This is a genomic window from Mesorhizobium sp. M0011 (genome assembly GCF_040324155.1).
In the GTDB taxonomy this organism is placed as follows: Bacteria; Pseudomonadota; Alphaproteobacteria; order Rhizobiales; family Rhizobiaceae; genus Mesorhizobium.
Genome location: NZ_JAMYVQ010000004.1, coordinates 78,077 through 98,945 on the forward strand (window position 1 = coordinate 78,077; position 20,869 = coordinate 98,945).

Here is a 20,869-nt window from a genome sequence, read left to right on the forward strand (position 1 = left end):
TTTATCCTGGCATCAATACTGCTATAATACGCGCATGGAGTCCCAACCCCACGCGGCCCCCACACATTCGGCTGAAGACAGCCGCCGGCGCGAACTCGGCGCCTTCCTGCGCTCGCGCCGCGAAAGGCTGACGCCCTCGGCCACCGGCATCGCCGCCGGTCTCAGGCGGCGTACGCCCGGCTTGCGGCGCGAGGAGGTGGCGATGATCGCCGGTGTCGGCACGACTTGGTACACATGGCTGGAGCAGGGGCGGGAGGTCAGGCCCTCGGTCGAGGTGCTGACGGCACTTGCCGAAGCACTGCGCCTCGACGCGGCCGAAAAACAGCATCTGTTCATCCTCGCTAACCGCCAGCAGCCTGAGCGCCGTGCCGTGGCGCCGGAAAAGGTCGATGGCCCCTTGCTGCACATGCTGCAGAGCCTGGTGCTGCAGCCGGCCTATGTGGTCGGGCGGCGCTGGGACGTGCTGGCCTGGAACCCGGCGGCGGTGGCGGTGTTCGGCGACTATGGCTTGCTGGAAGGGGATGCCCGCAACATCGTCCACATGGTGTTCACGAGCCCGCACCACCGGCGCCTGCTGGTCGACTGGGAGCAACTGGCGCGCACCGTGCTGGCCTCGTTTCGGGCGGCGAGCGCCCGCTATGTCGGCGATCCGGATTTCGAGCGGCTGATCGAGTTGATGACGCGTTCGAGCCCCGAATTTCGTGCCTGGTGGCCGCAGCGCGACGTCGCGCACCGGTTGTCGGGGGTGAAACATGTCCGGCATCCGAGCGCGGGCGCCATGACCTTCGAGCATATGAGCCTGTCGATCGGCGACGGCTCGGACATGAAGCTGATCGTCTACACGCCGCTCGCCGAGCAGAATTCGATCGCCAAGCTGCAGGCATTGCTGGACGCGCTGCCGGCCGAGCGGCGCAGCGCCTGAAGCGTCAGGTCTTCGGCTTAAGCCCATCAAGAAACAGTTGTTCCAGGAAGCGGGCCGCATCCTCGAAGCGGCCGTCGCCGCCGCGGTTCGGTCCGAGCACGGCGCGGACCTGGACGTCGAAATCGGCATAATGCTGCGTCGTCGCCCAGATCGAGAAGATCAGGTGCCACGGGTCGGTCTTGGCGATCTTGCCGGCGCGCATCCAGCCCTTGATGACGGCGGCCTTCTCGTCGACCAGCGTTTTCAGTTCGCCGGCCAGCAGCGGCATGATGCGCGGCGCGCCTTGCAGGATCTCGTTGGCGAACAGCCGGCTCTCGCGCGGAAAATCCCGCGCCATCTCCAGCTTGCGCCTGATGTAGCTGCGCAGTTCGGTGAGGGGATCGCCAATGTCGTCGAGTTCGCGCAGCGGCGCCAGCCAGGTGTCGAGCAGGCGCTGCATCAGCGTTTCGTGGATGTCTTCCTTGCGGCGGAAATAATAGAGCAGGTTCGGCTTCGACATGCCGGCGGCTTCGGCGATCTGGTCGATGGTCGAGCCGCGAAAGCCGTTGGTCGAGAAGACCTCAAGCGCCGCCTCCAGGATGAGTTCGCGCTTTTCCTGCTGGATGCGGGTGCGGCGAGGGGCGTCCGTGGCGATGGTCACCGTTGCAAGCCCTCGTGTTGCCAAACCTCGCGTTCAAGGTCATCTGGACCAATTCTCTGGACCAGTTTTTCCCTAGCCTGTGGAACGCACTTCAGGTGCCGCATTTCCGCTAGTAATCCTTGACCGCCGACTGGGCGGTGCTAACGTTTGTCCAATCGGTCAAAAATTTGCGTAGCATGAAAACGCGGCAAAGACCAAGCGTTGGACGCAGCGAAACAGTTTACAAGGGGAAGTCCTGGTCATGTCCAACCGGCTGAAAGTCACGCCGAACGATCTCAGCGCATTCTGGATGCCGTTCACGGCAAACCGGCAGTTCAAGCAGGCGCCGCGCATGATGGTGTCCGCCAAGGACATGCACTACACGACCAGCGACGGCCGCAAGGTGCTCGACGGCACCGCCGGCCTGTGGTGCGTCAATGCCGGCCATTGCCGGCCGAAGATCACCGAAGCGATCCAACAGCAGGCCGCCGAGCTCGACTATGCGCCCGCCTTCCAGATGGGCCATCCGATCGTCTTCGAACTGGCCAACCGCTTGGTCGACCTCGCGCCCAAAGGCATGGACCATGTCTTCTTCACCAATTCCGGATCGGAATCGGTCGAGACTGCGCTCAAGATGGCCATCGCCTACCACCGTGTGAAGGGCGAGGGCTCGCGCACCCGGCTGATCGGCCGCGAGCGCGGCTATCACGGCGTCAATTTCGGCGGCATCTCGGTCGGCGGCATCGTCACCAACCGCAAGATGTTCGGCACGCTGCTCGGCGGCGTCGACCATATGCCGCACACGCATCTGCCGGAAAAGAACGCCTTCACCAAGGGCGTGCCGGAGTATGGCGCGGAACTCGCCAACGAGCTGGAGCGTATCGTAGCCCTGCATGACGCTTCCACCATCGCCGCCGTCATCGTGGAGCCGGTCGCCGGCTCCACCGGCGTCATCCTGCCGCCGAAGGGTTATCTTCAGAGGCTACGCGAGATCTGCACCAAGCATGGCATCCTGTTGATCTTCGATGAGGTCATCACCGGTTTCGGCCGTCTCGGCACGCCGTTCGCCGCCGACTATTTCGGTGTCACGCCCGACATCATGACCACCGCCAAGGGCGTCTCCAACGGCGTCATCCCGATGGGCGCTGTGTTCGTGAAGAAGGAGATCCACGACGCCTTCATGACCGGCCCCGAGCACATGATCGAGTTCTTCCACGGCTACACCTATTCGGGCAACCCGATCGCCTGCGCGGCCGCACTCGGCACGCTCGACACCTACAAGGAAGAGGGCCTGCTGACCCGTGGCGAGGAGCTGGCGCCGTACTGGGAAGACGCGCTGCATTCGCTGAAGGGCGAGCCGAACGTCATCGATATCAGGAACATCGGCCTGATCGGTGCGATCGAGCTGGCGCCGATCGCCGGACAGCCGACCAAGCGGGCCTTCTCGGCCTTCGTCAAGGCGTTCGAGCGCGGCGCGCTGATCCGCACCACCGGCGACATCATCGCGCTGTCGCCGCCGCTGATCATCACCAAGGGCCAGATCAACGAATTGATCGACCATGTGCGCGAAGTGCTGAGGTCCATCGATTGACGGACTGACACGATATCCCTGCCCTCGAGGGAGGGTCGCCGCGAAGCGGTCGGGTGGGGTCGGCGCGGCAGCGCGCCGACCTGATCTTTTGCTGCAACGAACGGTTACAGTCAGGCGGGCAACGCGCCGATCCCGGTCAGGATCACCCGCTTGATATTTTCCTTGGCTTCCCGCCATTGCCGGTCGGACAGCGGCTTGCCGCCATTGAGCGTCTCGATCTGGTGACCGAAATCGGCGTAGTGCTGGGTCGTAGCCCAAAGCATATAGAGCAGATGGCGCGGATCCACCGGGTCCATCTTGGCTTCCTCGATCCAGCGCCTGATGATCTCGACGCGGCCGTCCGTCCATTCGCGCAGCGTCGATTCCATATAGTCCTGAAGCACCGGCGCACCGTGCATCACTTCAGAGGCCCAGACCTTCGAGCCGTCAGGATGGCGGCGTGATATTTCCATCTTGGCGTCGATATAGGCACTGATGCCGTCTATGGGTCCGCGCGCCGCGTCGAAGCAATTGGCCGCCTGTAGCCAGATTTCAAAGATGTTTTGAACGACCGACCGGTAAAGCTCTTCCTTGGTGGCGAAATAGTAGTGGAGATTTGCCTTCGGCAGTCCCGCCAGATCCGCGATCAACTGCATCGTGGCGCCCCCGAACCCTGCCTCCGCAAACACCTTCTCGGCAGCGACGAGAATGGTTTTTTCATTCTCTCGTCGGATCTCCTGTCGCCGCATGGGGCGGGTGGGTTCTGCCATGTCTACCCCAAGATTCTAGTTGACCGCTTGGTCAGGTTGTGTAGTTTAAAAGCTGACCATACGGTCAAGCTGTAAATCACTCAAGGGGCGACAAGAACCCTGGTGTAGATGGGAACTCAAGATGGCCGCACCCGGCGAGAATCTGCGAATCAATTCAGACCGTTTGTGGGATTCCATCATGGAGATGGCGAAGATTGGCCCCGGCATTGCCGGCGGCAACAATCGTCAGACCGTGACCGACGAAGACGGCGAAGGGCGGCATCTGTTCAAGCGCTGGTGCGATGCGGCCGGGCTCGAAATGGGCGTCGATGAGATGGGCACGATGTTTGCCCGCCGCGAAGGCACCGATCCCAGCCTGCCGCCGGTCTATGTCGGCAGCCATCTCGATACGCAGCCGACCGGCGGCAAGTATGACGGCGTGCTCGGCGTGCTGGGTGGGCTTGAAGTGGTGCGCTCTCTCAACGATCTCGGCATCAAGACCAAACATCCGATCGTCGTCACCAACTGGACGAACGAGGAGGGCTCGCGCTTCGCGCCGGCGATGATGGCGTCCGGCGTGTTCGCCGGCGTGCTCGACCAGGCCGATGTGTACGGGCATGTCGACAAACAGGGCAAGAAATTCGGCGAGGAACTCGAGCGCATCGGCTGGAAGGGCAGCGAGAAGGTCGGCGACCGTAAGATCCACGCCTTCTTCGAACTGCATATCGAACAGGGTCCGATCCTCGAGGACGAAGATATCGACATTGGTGTCGTCACCCATGGCCAGGGCCTTAAATGGCTGCAGGTGACGCTGACCGGCAAGGAAGCCCACACCGGCTCGACGCCGATGCCCAAGCGCCGCAATGCCGGGCTCGGCATGGCGCGGGTGATCGAACTGGTGCACGAGATCGCCATGGACTACCAGCCCGATGCCGTCGGCGCGGTCGGCCACATGGAGGTCTATCCCAATTCGCGCAACATCATCGCCGGGCGCACCGTCTTCACCGTCGATATCCGCTCGCCGGAAAAGGAAGTGCTGGACGCGATGGACGGCCGCATCCGCGAAGGCATCGACACGATCTGCGATGCACTCGACATTCGCTACGAGATCGAACAGGTCGGTGCTTTCGATCCGGTGACCTTTGATGCCGGCTGCGTCAAGGCGATCCGTGATGCCGCCGAACGCCTCGGCTATTCCCACCGCAACATCGTCTCCGGCGCCGGCCACGACGCCTGCTGGATCAACCGCGTCGCGCCCACCGCCATGGTGATGTGCCCTTGCGTCGATGGCCTCAGCCACAACGAGGCAGAGGAGATCAGCAAGGAATGGGCTTCGGCGGGTGCCGACGTTTTGTTCCACGCGGTGGTGGAGACGGCGGAGATCGTCGGGTGAGAGGTCGGCGCTGTACCCCCACCCCTAGCCCCTCCCCACAAGGGGGAGGGGGACTTCCGTTGGTGCTAATCTTGGCAAATTGTCTACGTTTCCACACCGAGAGGAAAGTTTGGGCTCGCGGCAGCGTTCCCTCCCCCTTGTGGGGAGGGTTAGGGTGGGGGTCCACCTTCGCAAGAATCCTTTTTATGCATTCTTTCAAAGGCTTTGAACGTCGGCTGTGATAGCGCGACGCCAAGTCTCCCTCCCTTGCGGGGAGCGATTGAGGGTGGGGGGTACTCTTGGCACCGACCGGAATTGATCCTGCTGCTATCGAACGTGCCAGGGTCCTGCGTCGGAACATGACGGAAGGCGAGCGGAAGCTCTGGTCCGAGTTGAAGGAGTTCCGTCGCCTATACGGTTTACACGCCAGAAAGCAGGCACCGATCGGCCCTTACGTTGCTGACTTTGTTCTGCATGAGAAGAACCTCGTTATCGAGGTGGATGGAGAGCATCACTTCACGCCGGAGCAAATGGAGAAGGATCGGACACGCGACGCATGGTTTGGCCGACAGGGCTATCGTGTATTGCGGTTTTCGACCGGAGATCTGGCGAACTCTTTCGATGGTTGCATCGAGGAGATATTGGGAGAAGTTGGAGTCATGTAGCGCCGCCGCTTCGGTCCTGAACCGATCTGAAACACTACCGAGACGCTCGTAAGAAGCGCGGCAAGAACAAGGGAACAACCAATGACCAAAGTCATCCGAAACGGCACCATCGTCACTGCCGACCGCACCTGGAAGGCCGATGTGCTGATGCAGCACGGCAAGATCGTGGCCATCGGTTCGGGCCTGCATGGCGACCACGAGTTCGATGCCACCGGCTGCTATATCATGCCGGGCGGCATCGACCCGCACACCCATCTTGAAATGCCGTTCATGGGCACCTATTCGGCCGATGATTTCGAATCCGGCACGCGCGCGGCGCTCTCCGGCGGCACGACGATGGTGGTCGATTTCTGCCTGCCGGCGCCGCAGCAGTCGCTGCTCGAAGCCTTGCAGATGTGGGACAACAAGACCTCGAAGGCGTCCTGCGACTATTCCTTCCACATGGCGATCACCTGGTGGGGCAAGCAGGTGTTCGACGAGATGGCCACTGTCGTCGACAAGGGCATCACCTCGTTCAAGCATTTCATGGCCTACAAGGGCGCGCTGATGGTCGATGACGACGAGATGTATGCGTCGTTCCAGCGCTGCGCCGATCTCGGCGCGCTGCCGCTGGTGCATGCCGAGAATGGCGACGTCGTTGCCGCCCTGTCGCAGAAGTTGCTGGCTGCCGGCAACAACGGCCCCGAGGGCCACGCCTATTCACGGCCACCCGAAGTGGAAGGCGAGGCGACCAACCGCGCCATCATGATCGCCGACATGGCCGGCGTGCCGCTCTATGTCGTGCATGTCTCCTGCGAGCAGAGCCACGAGGCGATCCGCCGGGCGAGGCAGAAGGGCATGCGGGTGTTCGGCGAACCGCTGATCCAGCACCTGACGCTGGACGAGAGCGAGTATTTCGACAAAGACTGGGATCATGCGGCGCGCCGCGTGATGAGCCCGCCCTTCCGCAACAAATTGCACCAGGATTCGCTGTGGGCGGGCCTGCAGGCGGGCTCGCTGCAGGTGGTGGCGACCGACCATTGCGCTTTCACCACCAAGCAGAAGCGCAACGGCGTCGGAGATTTCACCAAGATCCCGAACGGCACCGGCGGGCTCGAAGACCGCATGCCGGTGCTGTGGACCACAGGCGTCAACACTGGCCGGCTGACGATGAACGAGTTCGTCGCGGTGACCTCGACTAACATCGCCAAGATCCTCAACATGTATCCGAAAAAGGGCGCCATCGTCGAAGGCGCGGATGCCGACATCGTCGTCTGGGATCCCAAGCGAAAGAAGAAGATCACTTCTAAGCAGCAGCAGTCCGTCATCGACTACAACGTGTTCGAAGGGTTCGAGGTGACCGGTCTGCCGCGGTTCGTGTTCTCGCGTGGCGAACTGTCGATCCAGGAGGCCGAGATCAAGGCCAAGCCCGGGCATGGAGAATTCGTCGGCCGCGAGCCGAATGCGGCGGTCAACCGGGCGCTGTCGACGTGGAAGGAAATCTCCGCGCCGCGCAAGGTGGAACGCACCGGCATCCCGGCGACCGGGGTTTGAGCTTGGCGCGTTCGGCCGCGCTCATTTCGTTGGTCCTGATGGCAACTGCCTCAGGTCCGGCAGCAGCGGACGGCCTACTGGCCGGCTCCTGGGGCAATGATGTCGGCTGCGCCGGCGTCAAAGCCGGTTATCAGGAGAGCGATGCCTATATCGTGCTGACCGCCGAAGGCGTCGAGACCTATGGCAGCGGCTGCCGGTTCACACAGCAATTGACATCGGTGCTGGGCGCGCAATCGCTTGGCGCGACCTGTTCGGCGGAAGGCGAGGCGGGAACGACAATCGAAACCGTCATGGTCACCAACAAGGGAGAGGATGGTTTCTTCGTCACCATCCCCGGCCTTGAGGAAATGGGGCCGCTGCAATTATGTTCGTGACGGTGCCGATGGCGGCCATTCCGTCGATGCTGGCCTCACGCGACCAGCGCATCCAGTTCCGGCAGCAGGACGACGCTTTCCTGTTCGTTGGGATCGGTGCGCGCAATGACGGCCGAAGACGGGGCGCTGCTCAGATTGGCCGGCAGATGCGGCACGCCGGCGGGAATATAGAAAAGGTCGCCGGCCTTGGTGACGATATGATGCTCGAGCCGGTCGCCGTACCAAGTGTGGACTTCGCCGGAGAGCACATAGATCGCCGTCTCGTGGCTCTCATGCATATGCGCCTTGGCGCGCGCGCCGGGCGGGATGGTGAGCATGTGCATGCAGATGCCGGAGGCGCCGACGGTTTCGGCGGTAATGCCGGCGAAATAGGTCAATCCCTGCTTGCCTTCATAAGTGCTTTCAGGGCGGATAAGATGACAAGTGGGTTTGGGCGACATCGGGGAAACTCCGGGCGTCGATCGAGTGGGACAAGACCAATGGGACAGGGCGAGTGGAAAACAACATCGCGATAAAAGCAATCGGATTCCAGCCGCCGCAGGGACGGAAACAGGCAGGCGGCAGCCGATGACGGGGACTTCGCCAGCCGTCGTCGCGGCAAGCAAACTCGGACTGACCTTCCAGACCAATGACGGGCCGGTGCAGGCGCTGTCCAATGTCGATCTCACCATCGGCAAAGGGGAGTTCGTCTCCTTCATCGGGCCTTCGGGCTGCGGCAAGACCACGCTGCTGCGCGTCATCGCCGATTTGGAGAAGCCGACCTCGGGGACGATTTCGGTCAACGGCATGACAGCAGAACAGGCGCGCGAGAAACGCGCCTATGGCTATGTTTTCCAAGCCGCCGCGCTGTTTCCGTGGCGGACGATCGAGCGCAATGTCGGGCTGCCGCTGGAGATCATGGGTCTGTCCAAGGCGGAGCAAGGCGAGCGTATCAAGCGCACGCTCGAGCTCGTCAACCTCTCTGGCTTCGAAAAGAAATATCCCTGGCAGCTCTCGGGCGGCATGCAGCAGCGCGCCTCGATTGCCCGTGCGCTGGCCTTTGATGCCGACCTGCTGCTGATGGACGAGCCGTTCGGCGCCCTTGACGAGATCGTGCGCGACCATCTCAACGAGCAATTGCTGGAATTGTGGGGACGCACCAACAAGACCATCTGCTTCGTCACCCACTCCATTCCGGAGGCCGTCTATCTGTCGACGCGCATCGTCGTCATGTCACCGCGGCCGGGCCGCGTCAGCGACATCATCGAATCGACGCTGCCGAGAGAGCGGCCGCTCGACATCCGCGAGACGCCGGAGTTTCTGGCGATCGCAGCGCGCGTGCGTGACGGGCTGCGGGCAGGGCACAGCTATGATGATTGAGCGCCCTGGCAAGCGAGCGGCCACCCACGCCTTCGTCATCCTAGGGCGCCGCGAAGCGGAGTGCGAAGAGGGAGCGCCCCACCAGACCTTCGTCATCCTAGGGCGGAGCAGGCGCGAAGCGGCCTGCGCAGACCCTAGGATCCATGCCGCGACGTGCGCCGAAGGGCAAAAACGGTTCAGAATATCGGCCAAGCAGGGCGAGGCACAGGGAGCCTTGTTCCGCACCGTTGCGGAGCACAGAGGTAACGGCATGGATCCTAGGGTCTGCGCCGCGTCGCTTCGCTCCTTGCTTCGCCCTAGGATGAGGAAGGCGTGGTGGGCCGCCCGCGTTACGCAGAGCGCACGCCTCGCGGGCGAGGGCCGCTAGATGGACACCTTCCGCGACAAACTCATCCCCGTCACCTCGATCCTCGCTGGGGTGGTCGTGCTCTGGTATGTCTTCGCTGTCATCCTCAACACACCGTTCCAGCGCGATCTCGACCGCCGTGCCAATGAGACCTCCACGTTCAGCGAACTCATCGGCAAGACGTTGTCGCAGCCGAAGCCGACATTGCCGGCGCCGCATCAGGTGGCGGTGAATTTCTTCGAGAACACCTTCCTGCGGCCCATCACTTCGAACCGCAGCCTCGTCTACAATGCCTGGGTGACGCTGTCGTCGACACTGCTCGGCTTTGCCTTCGGCACGGCGCTCGGCATCATCATTGCGGTCGGCATTGTCCATGTGGCAACGCTCGACCGCAGCCTGATGCCGTGGATCATCGCCTCGCAGACCATTCCTATCCTGGCAGTGGCGCCGATGATCATCGTCGTGCTGGGGGCGATCGGCATCAGCGGCCTGATCCCGAAGGCGATGATCTCCACCTATCTGTCGTTCTTCCCGGTGACTGTCGGCATGGTGAAGGGGCTGCGCTCGCCCGAGATCATGCATCTCGACCTGATGCACACCTACAATGCCAGTCGTGTGCAAACTTTCTGGAAATTGCGCGTGCCGGCCTCGGTGCCGTTCCTGTTCACCTCGATGAAGGTGGCGGTGGCGGCAAGCCTGGTCGGCGCCATCGTCGGCGAATTGCCGACGGGCGCGGTCGCCGGCATCGGCGCCAAGTTGCTCGCCGGCGCCTATTACAGCCAGTCCATCGACATCTGGTCGGCGCTGGTTGCTGGGTCCGTGGTGGCGGCACTTCTGGTCATGGTTGTCGGCATTGCCGGGCGTATCGTCGACCGCGCCATGGGCGGGAGGCCGGCATGAACTGGCTGAAACCCTCCTGGCAAGCGGTGCTGGCGATCGTGCTGTGCCTGATCGCTGTGGCGCTCGGCGCGATCGCCGCGCCGAAAGTGGATCCGCTGGCGCAGCCCGCAGGGACGTTGATATATCCCTATGCGGCGACGAACTGGCTGATCTTTGGCGTGCTACTTGTCGCCGCTTTGATCTCGATGGCCAGAATACCGTCCATCGTCGAAGCCGTTGTGCTTTTCATCGGCGCGCATCTGGTCGCCTGGCTGCTGATTGGCGGCGTCGCCGGCTTCGAAGGTCTGGCGCGGGCGCCGTATTTCCTGCTGCTCACGGCCGCATGGCTGCTTGGCTGGCGCTGCGTGGCGGTGCTGTCGTCGTTGCGTCCTTTCGCCAAATGGGCTCGCACCGCGCTGCGCCTGATCATCCCCGCCATCTTCGGCGCCTGGATACTGATCATCTGGGAAGCGGTGACGCGCGGGGCCGGCATACCCTTCATCCTGCTGCCGCCGCCAAGCGCCATCGGCGCACGCATTGCCGGTTCGCTGCCGGTGCTCGGCGCCGATATCAGGCAGACCATCTTCAAGGCAGTGATCTTCGGCTATGTGGTGGGCAGCGGCGCCGGCTTCATCACCGCCGTGCTCGCCGACCGTGTGCCGTTCCTGCGGCGCGGGCTCTTGCCGATCGGGAATATGGTCTCGGCGCTGCCGATCATCGGCGTGGCACCGATCATGGTGATGTGGTTCGGCTTCGACTGGCAGTCCAAGGCGGCGGTGGTCATCATCATGACCTTCTTCCCGATGCTGGTGAACACGGTCGCCGGCCTTGCCGCCTCCGGCCACATGGAGCGCGACCTGATGCGCACCTATGCGTCGGGCTACTGGCAAACCCTGCTGAAGCTCAGGCTGCCGGCAGCAGCTCCCTTCATCTTCAACGCGCTGAAGATCAACTCGACGCTGGCGCTGATCGGCGCCATCGTCGCCGAGTTCTTCGGCACGCCTGTCGTCGGCATGGGCTTCCGCATCTCGACCGAGGTCGGGCGGATGAACATCGACATGGTCTGGGCCGAAATCGCAGTTGCAGCACTTGCGGGTTCGGTCTTTTATGGCGTGGTCGCTCTTGTCGAAAGAGCCGTCACGTTTTGGCATCCCTCTGTCCGTGGTGGATAGGGGCGGTGGGTTTAGGGCACTAACTTCAGAGGGTAAAAAAATGAAAAGACTGATTATTCCCGTTCTGGCCGGCGCGATGTCGCTCGCCGCGTTCCAGGCAATGGCCGCCGACAAGGTGACGTTGCAGCTGAAATGGGTCACGCAGGCCCAGTTTGCCGGCTACTATGTCGCCAAGGCCAAGGGTTTCTATGAGGCCGAAGGTCTCGACGTCGACATCAAGCCGGGCGGTCCCGATATCGCGCCCGAGCAGGTGATCGCCGGCGGCGGCGCCGATGTCATCGTCGACTGGATGGGCGGTGCGCTGGCTGCCCGCGAAAAGGGTGTGCCGCTGGTCAACATCGCCCAGCCGTTCAAGAAGGCCGGCATGGAACTGGTCTGCCCGAAGGACGGCCCGATCAAGACCGAAGCCGACTTCAAGGGCCACACGCTCGGCGTCTGGTTCTTCGGCAACGAGTATCCGTTCTACGCCTGGATGAACAAGCTCGGCCTCAAGACCGACGGCGGCCCGGACGGCGTCACCGTCTTGAAGCAGAGCTTCGACGTGCAGCCGCTGATCCAGAAGCAGGCGGATTGTATCTCGGTCATGACTTACAACGAGTACTGGCAGTTGATCGACGCCGGCTACAAGCCCGAACAGCTGACCGTGTTCAACTACTCGGCCATGGGCAACGACCTGCTCGAGGACGGGCTCTATGCGTCCGAAGACAAGCTCAAGGACCCGGCCTTCGAAGACAAGATGGTGCGTTTCGTGCGCGCCTCGATGAAGGGCTGGAAATACGCCATCGACAACAATGACGAAGCCGCAGGCATCGTCATGGACGGCGGCGGCCAGGACGAGAACCACCAGAAGCGCATGATGAGCGAAGTCGCAAAGCTGATCGACAATGCCGACGGCAAGCTCGACCCGGCGACCTACGAGCGCACCGCCAAGGCGCTGCTCGACCAGAAGATCATCACCAAGGAGCCGACCGGCGCCTACACCACTGCCATCACCGACAAGGCCGTGAAGTAAGCCTGGTCGGCAACACATCTATCCAGAACGCGGCGCCTCCGGCAGAAATGTCAGAGGCGCCGTTCCTTTATGGTGTTCATGACGAAACTGGTTTCGATCGAGGCGACGCATTTCAGCCGCGCGATCTTTTCCTTGATGAAGCGCTCATACTGCTCAAGGCTTCCCGTCACCACCTTCAGCACATAGTCGCGCGAACCGGTGACGAGGTGGCATTCCAGCACCTCTTCCCAGCCGCGTATCGCGTCCTCGAACATGACGATCTCGTCCTCGTTCTGGCGGCTGAGCCGGATGGTGGCGATGGCGACCATGTTCCAGCCGAAGGCTGAGGGATCGACCAGCGTGGTGTAGCCCCTGATAATTCCGGTTTCCTCCAGCCGCCGCACCCGCCTCAGGCAGGGCGACGGCGACAGGCCGATCCGCTCGGCAAGCTCGTTGTTGGTGATGCGGGCGTCTGCCTGCAGTTCGCGCAGGATCTTGCGGTCGAAATCATCGGCTATCTTCTGCTGCATTTTTGCGCCCATTCAGCAATTCGTTGCGGGAGTGCAGTCATATCAGCTTGAAAATAGCAAGGACTGGCGGATGAGGATCGCATAAATTGCCGCGCGATATCACTCGAAAAAGGCAGGAAAGATCATGACCGCGCCACGCCCGTCGAAAACCCATATCGGCAACCACAAGCTCCACCCGGAGACGCTGATGCTGAGCTATGGCTTCGATCCGCAGCTTTCGGAGGGCGCGGTCAAGCCGCCGGTGTTCCTGACCTCGACCTTCGTGTTCAAGTCGGCGGAAGAAGGACGCGACTTCTTCGATTACACCTCCGGCCGCAAGGAGCCGCCGAGCGGCACGGCGTCCGGCCTGGTCTATTCGCGCTTTAACCATCCCAACAGCGAGATCGTCGAGGACCGTCTGGCAATCTATGAAGGGACGGATGCCTGCATCCTGTTTTCATCAGGCATGTCGGCGATCGCCACGACACTGCTCGCCTATATCAGGCCGGGCGACGTCATCCTTCATTCGCAGCCGCTTTACGGCGGCACCGAGACGCTTTTGACGCGCACGCTCTCCAGTTTCGGCATCGGTGCTGTCGGTTTTGCGGACGGCGTCGACGAGACGGCGGTGCGCACGGCCTCCGACGCCGCCGTCGCGAAGGGCCGCGTGTCGGTCATCCTGATCGAGACGCCGTCAAATCCGACCAACAGCCTGGTCGACATCGCGCTGATGCGGAAGATCGCCGACGAGATCGGCGCGAGCCAGGGGTCGACGCCGATCGTCGTCTGCGACAACACGCTGCTCGGCCCGGTGTTCCAGCGGCCGATCGAACATGGCTCCGACGTGTCCGTCTATTCGCTGACCAAATATGTCGGCGGCCATTCCGACCTGATCGCGGGCGCCGCCATGGGCGGCAAGGCGGTCACCAAGCCGATCAAGGCGCTGCGCGGCGCGATCGGCACGCAGCTCGACCCGCATTCCTGCTGGATGCTCGGCCGCTCGCTGGAGACGCTGTCGATCCGCATGGAGCGGGCCAACGACAATGCGCGGCTGGTCGCCGAATTCCTGCGCGACCATGCCAAGGTCGAGAAGGTGCATTACCTGCCGTTCCTGGGCGAGGAAACGCCGGCTGGCCGCACCTACAGGGCGCAATGCACTGGTGCCGGCTCGACCTTCTCCTTCGATATCAAGGGCAGAGAGAAGGCGGCTTTCGCCTTTCTCAACAATTTGCAGATCTTCAAGCTGGCGGTGAGCCTGGGCGGAACGGAATCCTTGGCCAGCCACCCCGCGGCCATGACGCATTCGGGCATACCCTTCGAGGTGCGCGAGCGCATCGGCGTGCTGGAGACCACGGTCAGGCTGTCGATCGGCGTGGAGCACCCGGACGATCTGATCGCCGACCTGACGCAGGCGCTGGCGGCGGTCTGACGCTCCCCGTATCCGGGGTGTCGCGCGGTCCATTAGTTTGCACGTAAGTGTTACTCGCGCGCAGCCATTCGCTCTTATAAGCGTTGTGCCGATACATCCGCGCGCCGGGGAGCCGTGGCTGGATGTCATCAGCAAACGGAGATCCTCATGCGTATCCAATCCTTGGCGCCGATGCTTTCGGCACTGGCCATCTCAGCGTCCTTCCTTACGGCAGCGCCGGCCCTGGCCGAGACGGTGAAGCTGAAAGCGACGCTCGACGGCGCCCAGCAGAACCCGCCGGTGACCACAAAAGGCAAGGGCACCGCAGCTCTTACCTTCGACACGGCCACGAAGAAACTCAGCTGGAACGTCAAATATTCCGGCCTCAGCGGGCCGGCGACCGCGGGACACATTCACGGCCCGGCTGCGATGGGCGAAAACGCCGAGGTGGCGATCCCGTTCAAGGGCAAGCTCAAGAGCCCGATCAAGGGATCGGCTGTGCTGACCGACGCGCAGGCCGCCGACCTGATGGCCGGCAAGGACTATGTCAACGTACACACTGCGGCCAACAAGGACGGCGAAATCCGCGGACAGATCGAGGCCGCGAAATAGCGCAAGCCGCATGACGAAAAGGGGCGGGCGACCGCCTCTTTTTTTGTTTGGATTACGCCTTGTCGCGTATCTGCGTCATCGTCTTGGTCGGCGTGATCGCTTCGGGGTCGAGGCGGATTTCCACGATCGCCGGCTTGCCGCTGGCGCGGGCACGTTCGAAGGCCGGGGCGAAATCGGCGGTCTTGTCGACCGTTTCGCCATGGCCGCCATAGGCGCGGGCGAGAGCCGCGAAGTCGGGGTTCTTAAGATCGGTGGCGACGACGCGGCCGGGATATTCGCGCTCCTGATGCATGCGGATGGTGCCGTAGATGCCGTTGTTGACGACGACCACAATGATAGGCAGGTCATACTGCACGGCGGTGGCGAATTCCTGCCCGTTCATCAGGAAGCAGCCGTCGCCGGCAAAAGCGACCACGGTGCGCTCCGGAAACAGCTCTTTGGCAGCGACGGCCGCAGGCGTGCCATAGCCCATCGAGCCCGATGTCGGCGCACCTTGAGTGGCGAAGCGGCGGAAGCGGTGGAAGCGATGCACCCAGGTCGCGTAATTGCCGGCGCCATTGGTGAGAATGGCGTCGTCGGGCAGCATCTTTTCGAGGTAGTTCATGATCGGGCCCATCTGGACCGAGCCGGGGCCGCCTTCAGGTGGCGTCGACCAGTCGAGATAGGCGGCATGCAGCTTTGGTGTCTCGGCTGCCCAGGTCGGCTCCGAGGCCGGCTTGCGCTTGGCGAAAGCGTCGATGAAGGCAGAAGGCGAGGCGTTGATCGCCAGTGTCGGCCTGTAGACGCGGCCGAGCTCGCCAGCGTCGGCATGGACATGGACCAGTGTCTGGTCGGGGTAGGGGCTTTTCAGCAGCGTGTAGTCCGAGGACGGCATTTCGCCCATGCGGCCGCCGATCAGGAGCACGAGATCGGCCTGCTTGATCGCTGTGGCCAGCTTGGGGTTGATGCCGATGCCGACATCGCCGGCATAGTTCGGATGTAGATGATCGAACAGCATCTGCCGGCGGAAGGAACAACCGACCGGCAGCGACCACGCCTCGGCGACCGTGCGCATTTGCGCCACCGCCTCGGCGTCCCAGCGCGTGCCGCCGAGGATGACGAACGGCCGCTTGGCCTTAGCCAGCAGCTTTTCCAGCGCATCGAGCTCCGCTTCGCCCGGCCGTGTCTCAACCGGCGTGTGCGGCAAGGCGATAGGTGCTTCGACGATGCTGGTCAGCATGTCTTCGGGCAGCGAGATCACCACCGGGCCGGGCCGGCCCGATGTCGCCACCGCGAAGGCGCGGGTGACGAATTCGGGGATGCGCGAGGCGTCGTCGATCTCGACCACCCATTTGGCGATATCGCCGAAGAACCTCTTATAATCGACCTCTTGGAACGCTTCACGCTCCTTGGCGTGGCTGGCGACCTGGCCGATGAACAGGATGACGGGTATAGAATCCTGCATGGCGATGTGGATGCCGGCCGAGGCGTTGGTGGCGCCGGGGCCGCGGGTGACGAAGCAGATGCCGGGCTTCCCGGTCAGGCGGCCGTGGCAATCGGCCATCATCGCGGCACCGCCTTCCTGGCGGCAGACGATGGTGCGGATCGCAGAATCGTGCAGCGCGTCGAGCACCGCCAGATAGGATTCACCCGGCACACAATAGATGCGGTCGGTGCCGTTGGCTTCGAGCGCGTCGACGATGAGTTGTCCGCCGGTCTTCATTGTCCAGACTTCTCCAGTTCGGCAAGGATTTCTTGCGTGTGCTCGCCCAGGCGCGGCGAGGGGCGCTCATAGACCAGCGGCGTGCCCGACATCACCATCGGCGCACGCACCGAAGGCAGAAGATTGCCATGGCCGTCGTCGAGATCGAGCCGCATGCCGCGCGCGATCGTCTGCGGATCGGCAAACATCTGGCCGATCGTGTTGATCGGGCTCGCCGGCACGCTGGCCGCTTCCAGCTTGGCCAGTAGCGGATCGCGGTCAAAAACCTTCAGCGCCTCGATCATGCGCTCATGCAATTTCACCCGGTTGGCGACCCGGGCGGGGTTGGTGGCGAAATCGGGATTGGCAGGCAGGTCGCCCAGTCCGACAGCGGCGCAGAATTTGGCGAACTGGCCGTCATTGCCGACCGCCAGGATGATGTGCCCATCCCGGACCGGCACCACCTCGTAGGGGGCGATGTTCATATGCGCATTGCCCATCTGCACCGGCGATTTGCCGGAGACGAGATAGTTCAAATTCTGGTTGCCGAGCGCCGAGATCTGGGTGTCGAAGAGCGCCATGTCGACGTGCTGGCCTTCGCCGGTTTGTTCGGCATGGCGCAATGCTGCCTGGATGGCGATGACCGAATAGAGGCCGGTGAAGATGTCGGAGATGGCGACGCCCGCTTTTTGCGGCTCGCGGCCGACCTCGCCGGTGATCGACATCATGCCGGCCATGGCCTGGATGATGAAGTCGTAGCCGGCGCGCGGCGCATAGGGTCCGTCCTGGCCGAAGCCGGTGATCGAGCAATAGACGAGGCGCGGGTTGATCTTGCGCAGGCTGTCATAGTCGAGGCCGTATTTCTTCAGACCGCCGAGCTTGAAGTTCTCGATCAGCACGTCCGAGGTGGCGACCAGTCGGCGCACGGTCTCCGCGCCTTCCGGCGCCGAGAAATCGATGGCGACCGAGCGCTTGCCGCGATTGCAGGAGTGGTAATAGGCGGCCGACAGGTTCTCGCCGTCCTTGCCCATGACGAAGGGCGGGCCCCATTTGCGGGTGTCGTCACCGCCATCGGGGCTTTCGACCTTGATGACATCGGCGCCGAGATCGGCAAGCAATTGCCCGGCCCATGGCCCGGCAAGGATGCGGGCGAGTTCGACGACGCGGACGCCTTTCAGCGGGGGCTCAGCCATGGATCACCGTGGTTGTCGCAATCACCGTGATTGCTGCGAAAGCAGAGCCTCTATCAAGCCCTGCAACGGCTGTCACGGCTCTTGCAATGGGCCAATCCGTCACGCTTTGAGGACTTCGTCGGCCCAAATGGCGAAATCATCCATGATGATGTCGCGATTCACCTCGTTCAGGCTTTCGTGGCGGGTGCCGGCGTAAACCTTTGAAACCAGATTCGAAAAGCCCATCGCGCGCATGCGGCTGGCAAGATGCGTGATCCCTTTGCCATAGTCGGAAGCCGGATCCCTTTCGCCGCCGACGATGCTGACGGGCAGGTCGCGCCGGATGCCGGCAAAGCCGGCATCCTTGCCGCCGTTCAGCGCCATCGAGACCACATCGCGCCACATCGACACCGAGGCATCCCAGCCGCAGAGCGGATCGGCGATGTATTTCGCCACTTCCGCCTCGTCGCGCGACAGCCAGTCGAACAATGTGCGGTGATTGGGCACCGCCTTGCCCCAGGCCTGGAAGGTGAGCTTCGGCAGCAGACGCGATGGCACGTCGGAGCCGAGCCGCATCCGTTCCCAGGCAAGGATGCCCAGCGCCACCTGTCCGAGCAGGCCTTGGGAGAAATTGCCGTTCCAGATAGCGGCGGCATGAACGCGCGGCGAGTGGCGTAACAGGTAGTTCAGCGCGACCGACGCTCCCATCGAATGACCAAACAGGATGACCGGTCTGTTTGGCTGTTCGCGGGCGATAAGATCATGGATGGCGCCGACGTCGGCTATCACCTTGGCCGGGCCGTCGCTGGCGGCGAACCTGCCGAGCGGCGCGTCGGGGGCCTTGGTCGCGCCATGGCCGCGATGATCGTGGACATAGACGTGGAAGCCGCGGGAGCCAAGAAAATCGGCAAAGCGGGCATAGCGCGCTGCGTGCTCGGCCAGGCCATGATTGATCTGGACGACGGCGCGTGCCCGGCCATCGGCCTGCCTGACGAAAAGATGGAGATCGGCACCGGTCGGCGAGGCAACCACGCGCTGCTGGCTGAATGACATGCCGCTCGGTCCCGCCCTTGCTTTATCGTCGTTGGCTTTGTTTGCGCCGGCCCACATTATGCGTCAATCCAGCAAACCCGCTTTTCGCGACGATGTTTCTTGCGTTTGGCCAGCAAAATATCGCAATTCTGACATGGAGACAGCTTCAGTCTGTCGCCCACTTGTCCAGCCGAGGATTTTCCATGCGCATTGGTGTCGTTTTCGGATTGGCCATGCTGGCCGCGTCGCTGGCCGGTGCCGCGCGTGCCGACGTCAAGATGAGCGGCTCCTTTGTGGCCGACGCTGCCTGCCCGGCAACGCAAGCCATCAAGAACGGCAAGAACCCCGGCAATGTCTCGACCGATGCCGGGCAGAGCTATCAGCTGCTTGCCGGCAACAAGGACACGCCGACGCATTATCTCATCCTGGTGCCGGGCGCCGATCCGGAGCGCCGCTGGGTGAAGGTCAGCTGCGGCCACGTTTCCGGCAGCAGCGCGGCGACCGTGCCGGCCGCACCTGACGGGCAAGGCAAGCCGGCGGCATCGGGGAAACCCGAATACGTCTTCGCGCTGAGCTGGCAGCCGGCGTTTTGCGAGACAAAGTCGAACAAGACCGAATGCAGGGCGCAGAGTGCTGGTGATTTCGACGCCACGCATTTCACCTTGCACGGTCTCTGGCCGCAGCCGAACGGCAATTTCTATTGCCAGGCGACGGCGAGCGACAAGGCCAACGACAATCCGGCCCACTGGAAAGACCTGCCGCCGGTCAATCTTGACGCCAACACCCGCACGGAACTCGATCAGGTGATGCCTGGCACGGCCTCCCACCTCGATCGGCATGAATGGATCAAGCACGGCACCTGCTACGGCAAGAGCCAGCAGGACTATTTCTCCGATGCGCTCAACCTGATGCGCGCGGTGAACAGCTCGCCGGTGCGCGAACTCTTTGCCAAGAACATCGGCGGCAAGCTGACGGCGGACCAGATCCGCGGCGCTTTCGACACTGCCTTCGGGGCGGGAGCAGGGGATCGCGTGCGCGTTTCCTGCGTCATCGATCCGTCGAGCGGCAGGCGGCTGATCGGCGAACTGACGCTCGGCCTCGCGGGTCCGATCGGGCCCAACAGCTCGCTTAAGGATCTGCTGCTGGCTTCGGTGCCGACCAACAAGGCCGGCTGCCCGACAGGCAATGTCGACGCGATCGGCTTCCAGTAACGCTCAACAGAGATACCGGACTGTCGCGCTGCCGCGCCCTGGTGCTATGCTGCGAGCGCATCATTCTGGCGGGGGCGGCAATGGATGGCATGACGAGCAGCGCGCTGGCGCGGCTGGCTTTCTGGGCCAAGGGCATGGTCTCGATAAACGATGCCCGCATGGAATGGCCGGGCTTTCGTATACCGACGCCGAGTGGGCACGCATGCGGACGCTCTCCGAACCGATCGGCGTCGGCACCTACCAGCTGTTCACGATCGTCAATGCGGCGATCTTCATCACGATCGCGGCGATCGGCATTTTCGGTGTCTTCCTGCCGCTGGCGACGCTGCTGTTTCCCATAGCGGCGGAAACCAGCGCGCTGAAGTTTTCGCTCCTGCTGGCCGCTTGCGCTTTCCTGATCATCGGGCTCGGTCTGCCGATCTCGATGCACCTTTCGGCCATGCTGGTGGGCGGCAAGACGGTGCGGGCGGTGCTGGTTCCAGCACTCGGCGACGAGGCGTTGGCGTCAAAAGTGTCCTGGCAGATCAACCGCATCATGCTGGTCATGTGCGGCCTGCTGGTGCCAGGCATCCTGCTGTTCATTGCCTACGATATCCAGGCCGGGCCGATCATCACGGTGCTGAAATGGCTGGCGATCGCGCTGATGGCGGTTTCGACCGTGACGGGCTTTCGACGGCAGAGGAATTCTTAACG

21 protein-coding genes are annotated in these 20,869 nt (G+C 62.9%); 14 read left to right on the plus strand and 7 right to left on the minus strand.

Features of this window, described 5'->3' with window-relative positions:
- The first annotated feature begins 34 nt into the window (after positions 1 to 34).
- Positions 35 to 922: a helix-turn-helix transcriptional regulator gene (locus NKK51_RS05925; RefSeq protein WP_352551732.1), complete on the plus strand. Its 888-nt coding sequence runs from the start codon at positions 35 to 37 to the stop codon at positions 920 to 922.
- 4 nt (positions 923 to 926) lie between these two features.
- Here NKK51_RS05925 and NKK51_RS05930 read toward each other — a convergent pair whose 3' ends face one another.
- Positions 927 to 1,562 (minus strand): TetR family transcriptional regulator C-terminal domain-containing protein, encoded by a 636-nt coding sequence (locus NKK51_RS05930; RefSeq protein WP_352551734.1) that lies wholly within the window; start codon positions 1,560 to 1,562, stop codon positions 927 to 929.
- A gap of 241 nt (positions 1,563 to 1,803) precedes the next feature.
- On the opposite strand from NKK51_RS05930, the gene aptA reads away from it, so the two are divergent.
- Complete coding sequence (aptA, locus tag NKK51_RS05935; protein ID WP_023813191.1) at positions 1,804 to 3,132, plus strand: omega-aminotransferase AptA; 1,329 nt, start codon at positions 1,804 to 1,806, stop codon at positions 3,130 to 3,132.
- Between the two features lie 110 nt (positions 3,133 to 3,242).
- On the opposite strand, the gene NKK51_RS05940 is transcribed toward aptA, so the two are convergent.
- Positions 3,243 to 3,881 (minus strand): TetR/AcrR family transcriptional regulator, encoded by a 639-nt coding sequence (locus tag NKK51_RS05940; RefSeq protein WP_013530908.1) that lies wholly within the window; start codon positions 3,879 to 3,881, stop codon positions 3,243 to 3,245.
- Positions 3,882 to 4,002: 121 nt separating this feature from the next.
- Here NKK51_RS05940 and NKK51_RS05945 point away from each other — a divergent pair, with 121 nt between their 5' ends.
- The 4 genes from NKK51_RS05945 (at position 4,003) to NKK51_RS05960 (ending at position 7,804) form a co-directional block, all read left to right on the plus strand.
- Positions 4,003 to 5,253, plus strand: a complete 1,251-nt coding sequence (locus NKK51_RS05945) for a Zn-dependent hydrolase (RefSeq protein WP_352551735.1) — start codon at positions 4,003 to 4,005, stop codon at positions 5,251 to 5,253.
- Positions 5,254 to 5,531: 278 nt separating this feature from the next.
- Positions 5,532 to 5,897 carry an endonuclease domain-containing protein gene (locus NKK51_RS05950; protein WP_127296053.1) on the plus strand — a complete coding sequence of 122 codons (366 nt, stop codon included), beginning with the start codon at positions 5,532 to 5,534 and terminating at the stop codon, positions 5,895 to 5,897.
- An 81-nt stretch (positions 5,898 to 5,978) separates the two neighbouring features.
- Positions 5,979 to 7,430: a dihydropyrimidinase gene (hydA, locus tag NKK51_RS05955; protein ID WP_023813189.1), complete on the plus strand. Its 1,452-nt coding sequence runs from the start codon at positions 5,979 to 5,981 to the stop codon at positions 7,428 to 7,430.
- A gap of 38 nt (positions 7,431 to 7,468) precedes the next feature.
- Complete coding sequence (locus tag NKK51_RS05960; protein ID WP_245273279.1) at positions 7,469 to 7,804, plus strand: hypothetical protein; 336 nt, start codon at positions 7,469 to 7,471, stop codon at positions 7,802 to 7,804.
- Positions 7,805 to 7,839: 35 nt separating this feature from the next.
- Here the strand turns inward: NKK51_RS05960 and NKK51_RS05965 are convergent, their stop codons facing one another.
- A complete protein-coding gene (locus tag NKK51_RS05965) occupies positions 7,840 to 8,244 on the minus strand; it encodes a cupin domain-containing protein (RefSeq protein WP_127296050.1) in 405 nt (134 codons plus the stop codon).
- 127 nt (positions 8,245 to 8,371) lie between these two features.
- Here NKK51_RS05965 and NKK51_RS05970 point away from each other — a divergent pair, with 127 nt between their 5' ends.
- From NKK51_RS05970 to NKK51_RS05985, 4 genes are all read left to right on the plus strand, one after another.
- Positions 8,372 to 9,163 (plus strand): ABC transporter ATP-binding protein, encoded by a 792-nt coding sequence (locus tag NKK51_RS05970; RefSeq protein WP_127272369.1) that lies wholly within the window; start codon positions 8,372 to 8,374, stop codon positions 9,161 to 9,163.
- A 367-nt stretch (positions 9,164 to 9,530) separates the two neighbouring features.
- Entirely contained in the window at positions 9,531 to 10,409 is an 879-nt protein-coding gene (locus NKK51_RS05975) for an ABC transporter permease (RefSeq protein WP_352551738.1), read from the plus strand.
- Positions 10,406 to 11,560 (plus strand): ABC transporter permease, encoded by a 1,155-nt coding sequence (locus NKK51_RS05980; RefSeq protein ID WP_352551739.1) that lies wholly within the window; start codon positions 10,406 to 10,408, stop codon positions 11,558 to 11,560. The genes NKK51_RS05975 and NKK51_RS05980 overlap by 4 nt, the downstream gene beginning before the upstream one ends.
- Positions 11,561 to 11,600: 40 nt before the next feature.
- Complete coding sequence (locus NKK51_RS05985; RefSeq protein ID WP_013894623.1) at positions 11,601 to 12,572, plus strand: ABC transporter substrate-binding protein; 972 nt, start codon at positions 11,601 to 11,603, stop codon at positions 12,570 to 12,572.
- Positions 12,573 to 12,622: 50 nt separating this feature from the next.
- On the opposite strand, the gene NKK51_RS05990 is transcribed toward NKK51_RS05985, so the two are convergent.
- Positions 12,623 to 13,081 carry an Lrp/AsnC family transcriptional regulator gene (locus tag NKK51_RS05990; protein WP_352551741.1) on the minus strand — a complete coding sequence of 153 codons (459 nt, stop codon included), beginning with the start codon at positions 13,079 to 13,081 and terminating at the stop codon, positions 12,623 to 12,625.
- A 124-nt stretch (positions 13,082 to 13,205) separates the two neighbouring features.
- Here NKK51_RS05990 and NKK51_RS05995 point away from each other — a divergent pair, with 124 nt between their 5' ends.
- Positions 13,206 to 14,489 (plus strand): cystathionine gamma-synthase family protein, encoded by a 1,284-nt coding sequence (locus tag NKK51_RS05995; RefSeq protein WP_352551743.1) that lies wholly within the window; start codon positions 13,206 to 13,208, stop codon positions 14,487 to 14,489.
- 147 nt (positions 14,490 to 14,636) lie between these two features.
- On the plus strand, positions 14,637 to 15,080 hold the full coding sequence (locus NKK51_RS06000) for a CHRD domain-containing protein (protein WP_352551745.1): 444 nt from the start codon (positions 14,637 to 14,639) through the stop codon (positions 15,078 to 15,080).
- Between the two features lie 52 nt (positions 15,081 to 15,132).
- Here the strand turns inward: NKK51_RS06000 and NKK51_RS06005 are convergent, their stop codons facing one another.
- The 3 genes from NKK51_RS06005 to NKK51_RS06015 form a co-directional block, all read right to left on the minus strand.
- Positions 15,133 to 16,782, minus strand: coding sequence for a thiamine pyrophosphate-binding protein (locus tag NKK51_RS06005; RefSeq protein WP_352551747.1), 1,650 nt, complete (start codon positions 16,780 to 16,782; stop codon positions 15,133 to 15,135).
- Positions 16,779 to 17,954: a CaiB/BaiF CoA transferase family protein gene (locus NKK51_RS06010; protein WP_352551749.1), complete on the minus strand. Its 1,176-nt coding sequence runs from the start codon at positions 17,952 to 17,954 to the stop codon at positions 16,779 to 16,781. The genes NKK51_RS06005 and NKK51_RS06010 overlap by 4 nt, the downstream gene beginning before the upstream one ends.
- A 99-nt stretch (positions 17,955 to 18,053) precedes the next feature.
- A complete protein-coding gene (locus tag NKK51_RS06015) occupies positions 18,054 to 18,986 on the minus strand; it encodes an alpha/beta fold hydrolase (protein ID WP_352551751.1) in 933 nt (310 codons plus the stop codon).
- Positions 18,987 to 19,168: 182 nt separating this feature from the next.
- Here NKK51_RS06015 and NKK51_RS06020 point away from each other — a divergent pair, with 182 nt between their 5' ends.
- Both NKK51_RS06020 and NKK51_RS06025 read left to right on the plus strand, forming a co-directional pair.
- The gene (locus NKK51_RS06020; protein WP_023813176.1) at positions 19,169 to 20,176 is read left to right on the plus strand and encodes a ribonuclease T2 family protein; all 1,008 of its coding nucleotides are present in this window, start codon (positions 19,169 to 19,171) and stop codon (positions 20,174 to 20,176) included.
- Positions 20,177 to 20,339: 163 nt separating this feature from the next.
- Positions 20,340 to 20,867, plus strand: a complete 528-nt coding sequence (locus tag NKK51_RS06025; protein WP_352551753.1) for a hypothetical protein — start codon at positions 20,340 to 20,342, stop codon at positions 20,865 to 20,867.
- Positions 20,868 to 20,869: the final 2 nt, after the last annotated feature.

What these genes read in the sequence shown, in the direction of transcription:
- NKK51_RS05925 (WP_352551732.1), top strand. Translation starts at nt 35, where the DNA reads ATGGAGTCCCAACCCCACGCGGCCCCCACACATTCGGCTGAAGACAGC.
- aptA (WP_023813191.1), top strand. Translation starts at nt 1,804, where the DNA reads ATGTCCAACCGGCTGAAAGTCACGCCGAACGATCTCAGCGCATTCTGG.
- NKK51_RS05940 (WP_013530908.1), bottom strand. Translation starts at nt 3,881, where the DNA reads ATGGCAGAACCCACCCGCCCCATGCGGCGACAGGAGATCCGACGAGAG.
- NKK51_RS05945 (WP_352551735.1), top strand. Translation starts at nt 4,003, where the DNA reads ATGGCCGCACCCGGCGAGAATCTGCGAATCAATTCAGACCGTTTGTGG.
- hydA (WP_023813189.1), top strand. Translation starts at nt 5,979, where the DNA reads ATGACCAAAGTCATCCGAAACGGCACCATCGTCACTGCCGACCGCACC.
- NKK51_RS05960 (WP_245273279.1), top strand. Translation starts at nt 7,469, where the DNA reads ATGGCAACTGCCTCAGGTCCGGCAGCAGCGGACGGCCTACTGGCCGGC.
- NKK51_RS05965 (WP_127296050.1), bottom strand. Translation starts at nt 8,244, where the DNA reads ATGTCGCCCAAACCCACTTGTCATCTTATCCGCCCTGAAAGCACTTAT.
- NKK51_RS05970 (WP_127272369.1), top strand. Translation starts at nt 8,372, where the DNA reads ATGACGGGGACTTCGCCAGCCGTCGTCGCGGCAAGCAAACTCGGACTG.
- NKK51_RS05975 (WP_352551738.1), top strand. Translation starts at nt 9,531, where the DNA reads ATGGACACCTTCCGCGACAAACTCATCCCCGTCACCTCGATCCTCGCT.
- NKK51_RS05980 (WP_352551739.1), top strand. Translation starts at nt 10,406, where the DNA reads ATGAACTGGCTGAAACCCTCCTGGCAAGCGGTGCTGGCGATCGTGCTG.
- NKK51_RS05985 (WP_013894623.1), top strand. Translation starts at nt 11,601, where the DNA reads ATGAAAAGACTGATTATTCCCGTTCTGGCCGGCGCGATGTCGCTCGCC.
- NKK51_RS05990 (WP_352551741.1), bottom strand. Translation starts at nt 13,081, where the DNA reads ATGCAGCAGAAGATAGCCGATGATTTCGACCGCAAGATCCTGCGCGAA.
- NKK51_RS05995 (WP_352551743.1), top strand. Translation starts at nt 13,206, where the DNA reads ATGACCGCGCCACGCCCGTCGAAAACCCATATCGGCAACCACAAGCTC.
- NKK51_RS06000 (WP_352551745.1), top strand. Translation starts at nt 14,637, where the DNA reads ATGCGTATCCAATCCTTGGCGCCGATGCTTTCGGCACTGGCCATCTCA.
- NKK51_RS06005 (WP_352551747.1), bottom strand. Translation starts at nt 16,782, where the DNA reads ATGAAGACCGGCGGACAACTCATCGTCGACGCGCTCGAAGCCAACGGC.
- NKK51_RS06010 (WP_352551749.1), bottom strand. Translation starts at nt 17,954, where the DNA reads ATGGCTGAGCCCCCGCTGAAAGGCGTCCGCGTCGTCGAACTCGCCCGC.
- NKK51_RS06015 (WP_352551751.1), bottom strand. Translation starts at nt 18,986, where the DNA reads ATGTCATTCAGCCAGCAGCGCGTGGTTGCCTCGCCGACCGGTGCCGAT.
- NKK51_RS06020 (WP_023813176.1), top strand. Translation starts at nt 19,169, where the DNA reads ATGCGCATTGGTGTCGTTTTCGGATTGGCCATGCTGGCCGCGTCGCTG.
- NKK51_RS06025 (WP_352551753.1), top strand. Translation starts at nt 20,340, where the DNA reads ATGGCCGGGCTTTCGTATACCGACGCCGAGTGGGCACGCATGCGGACG.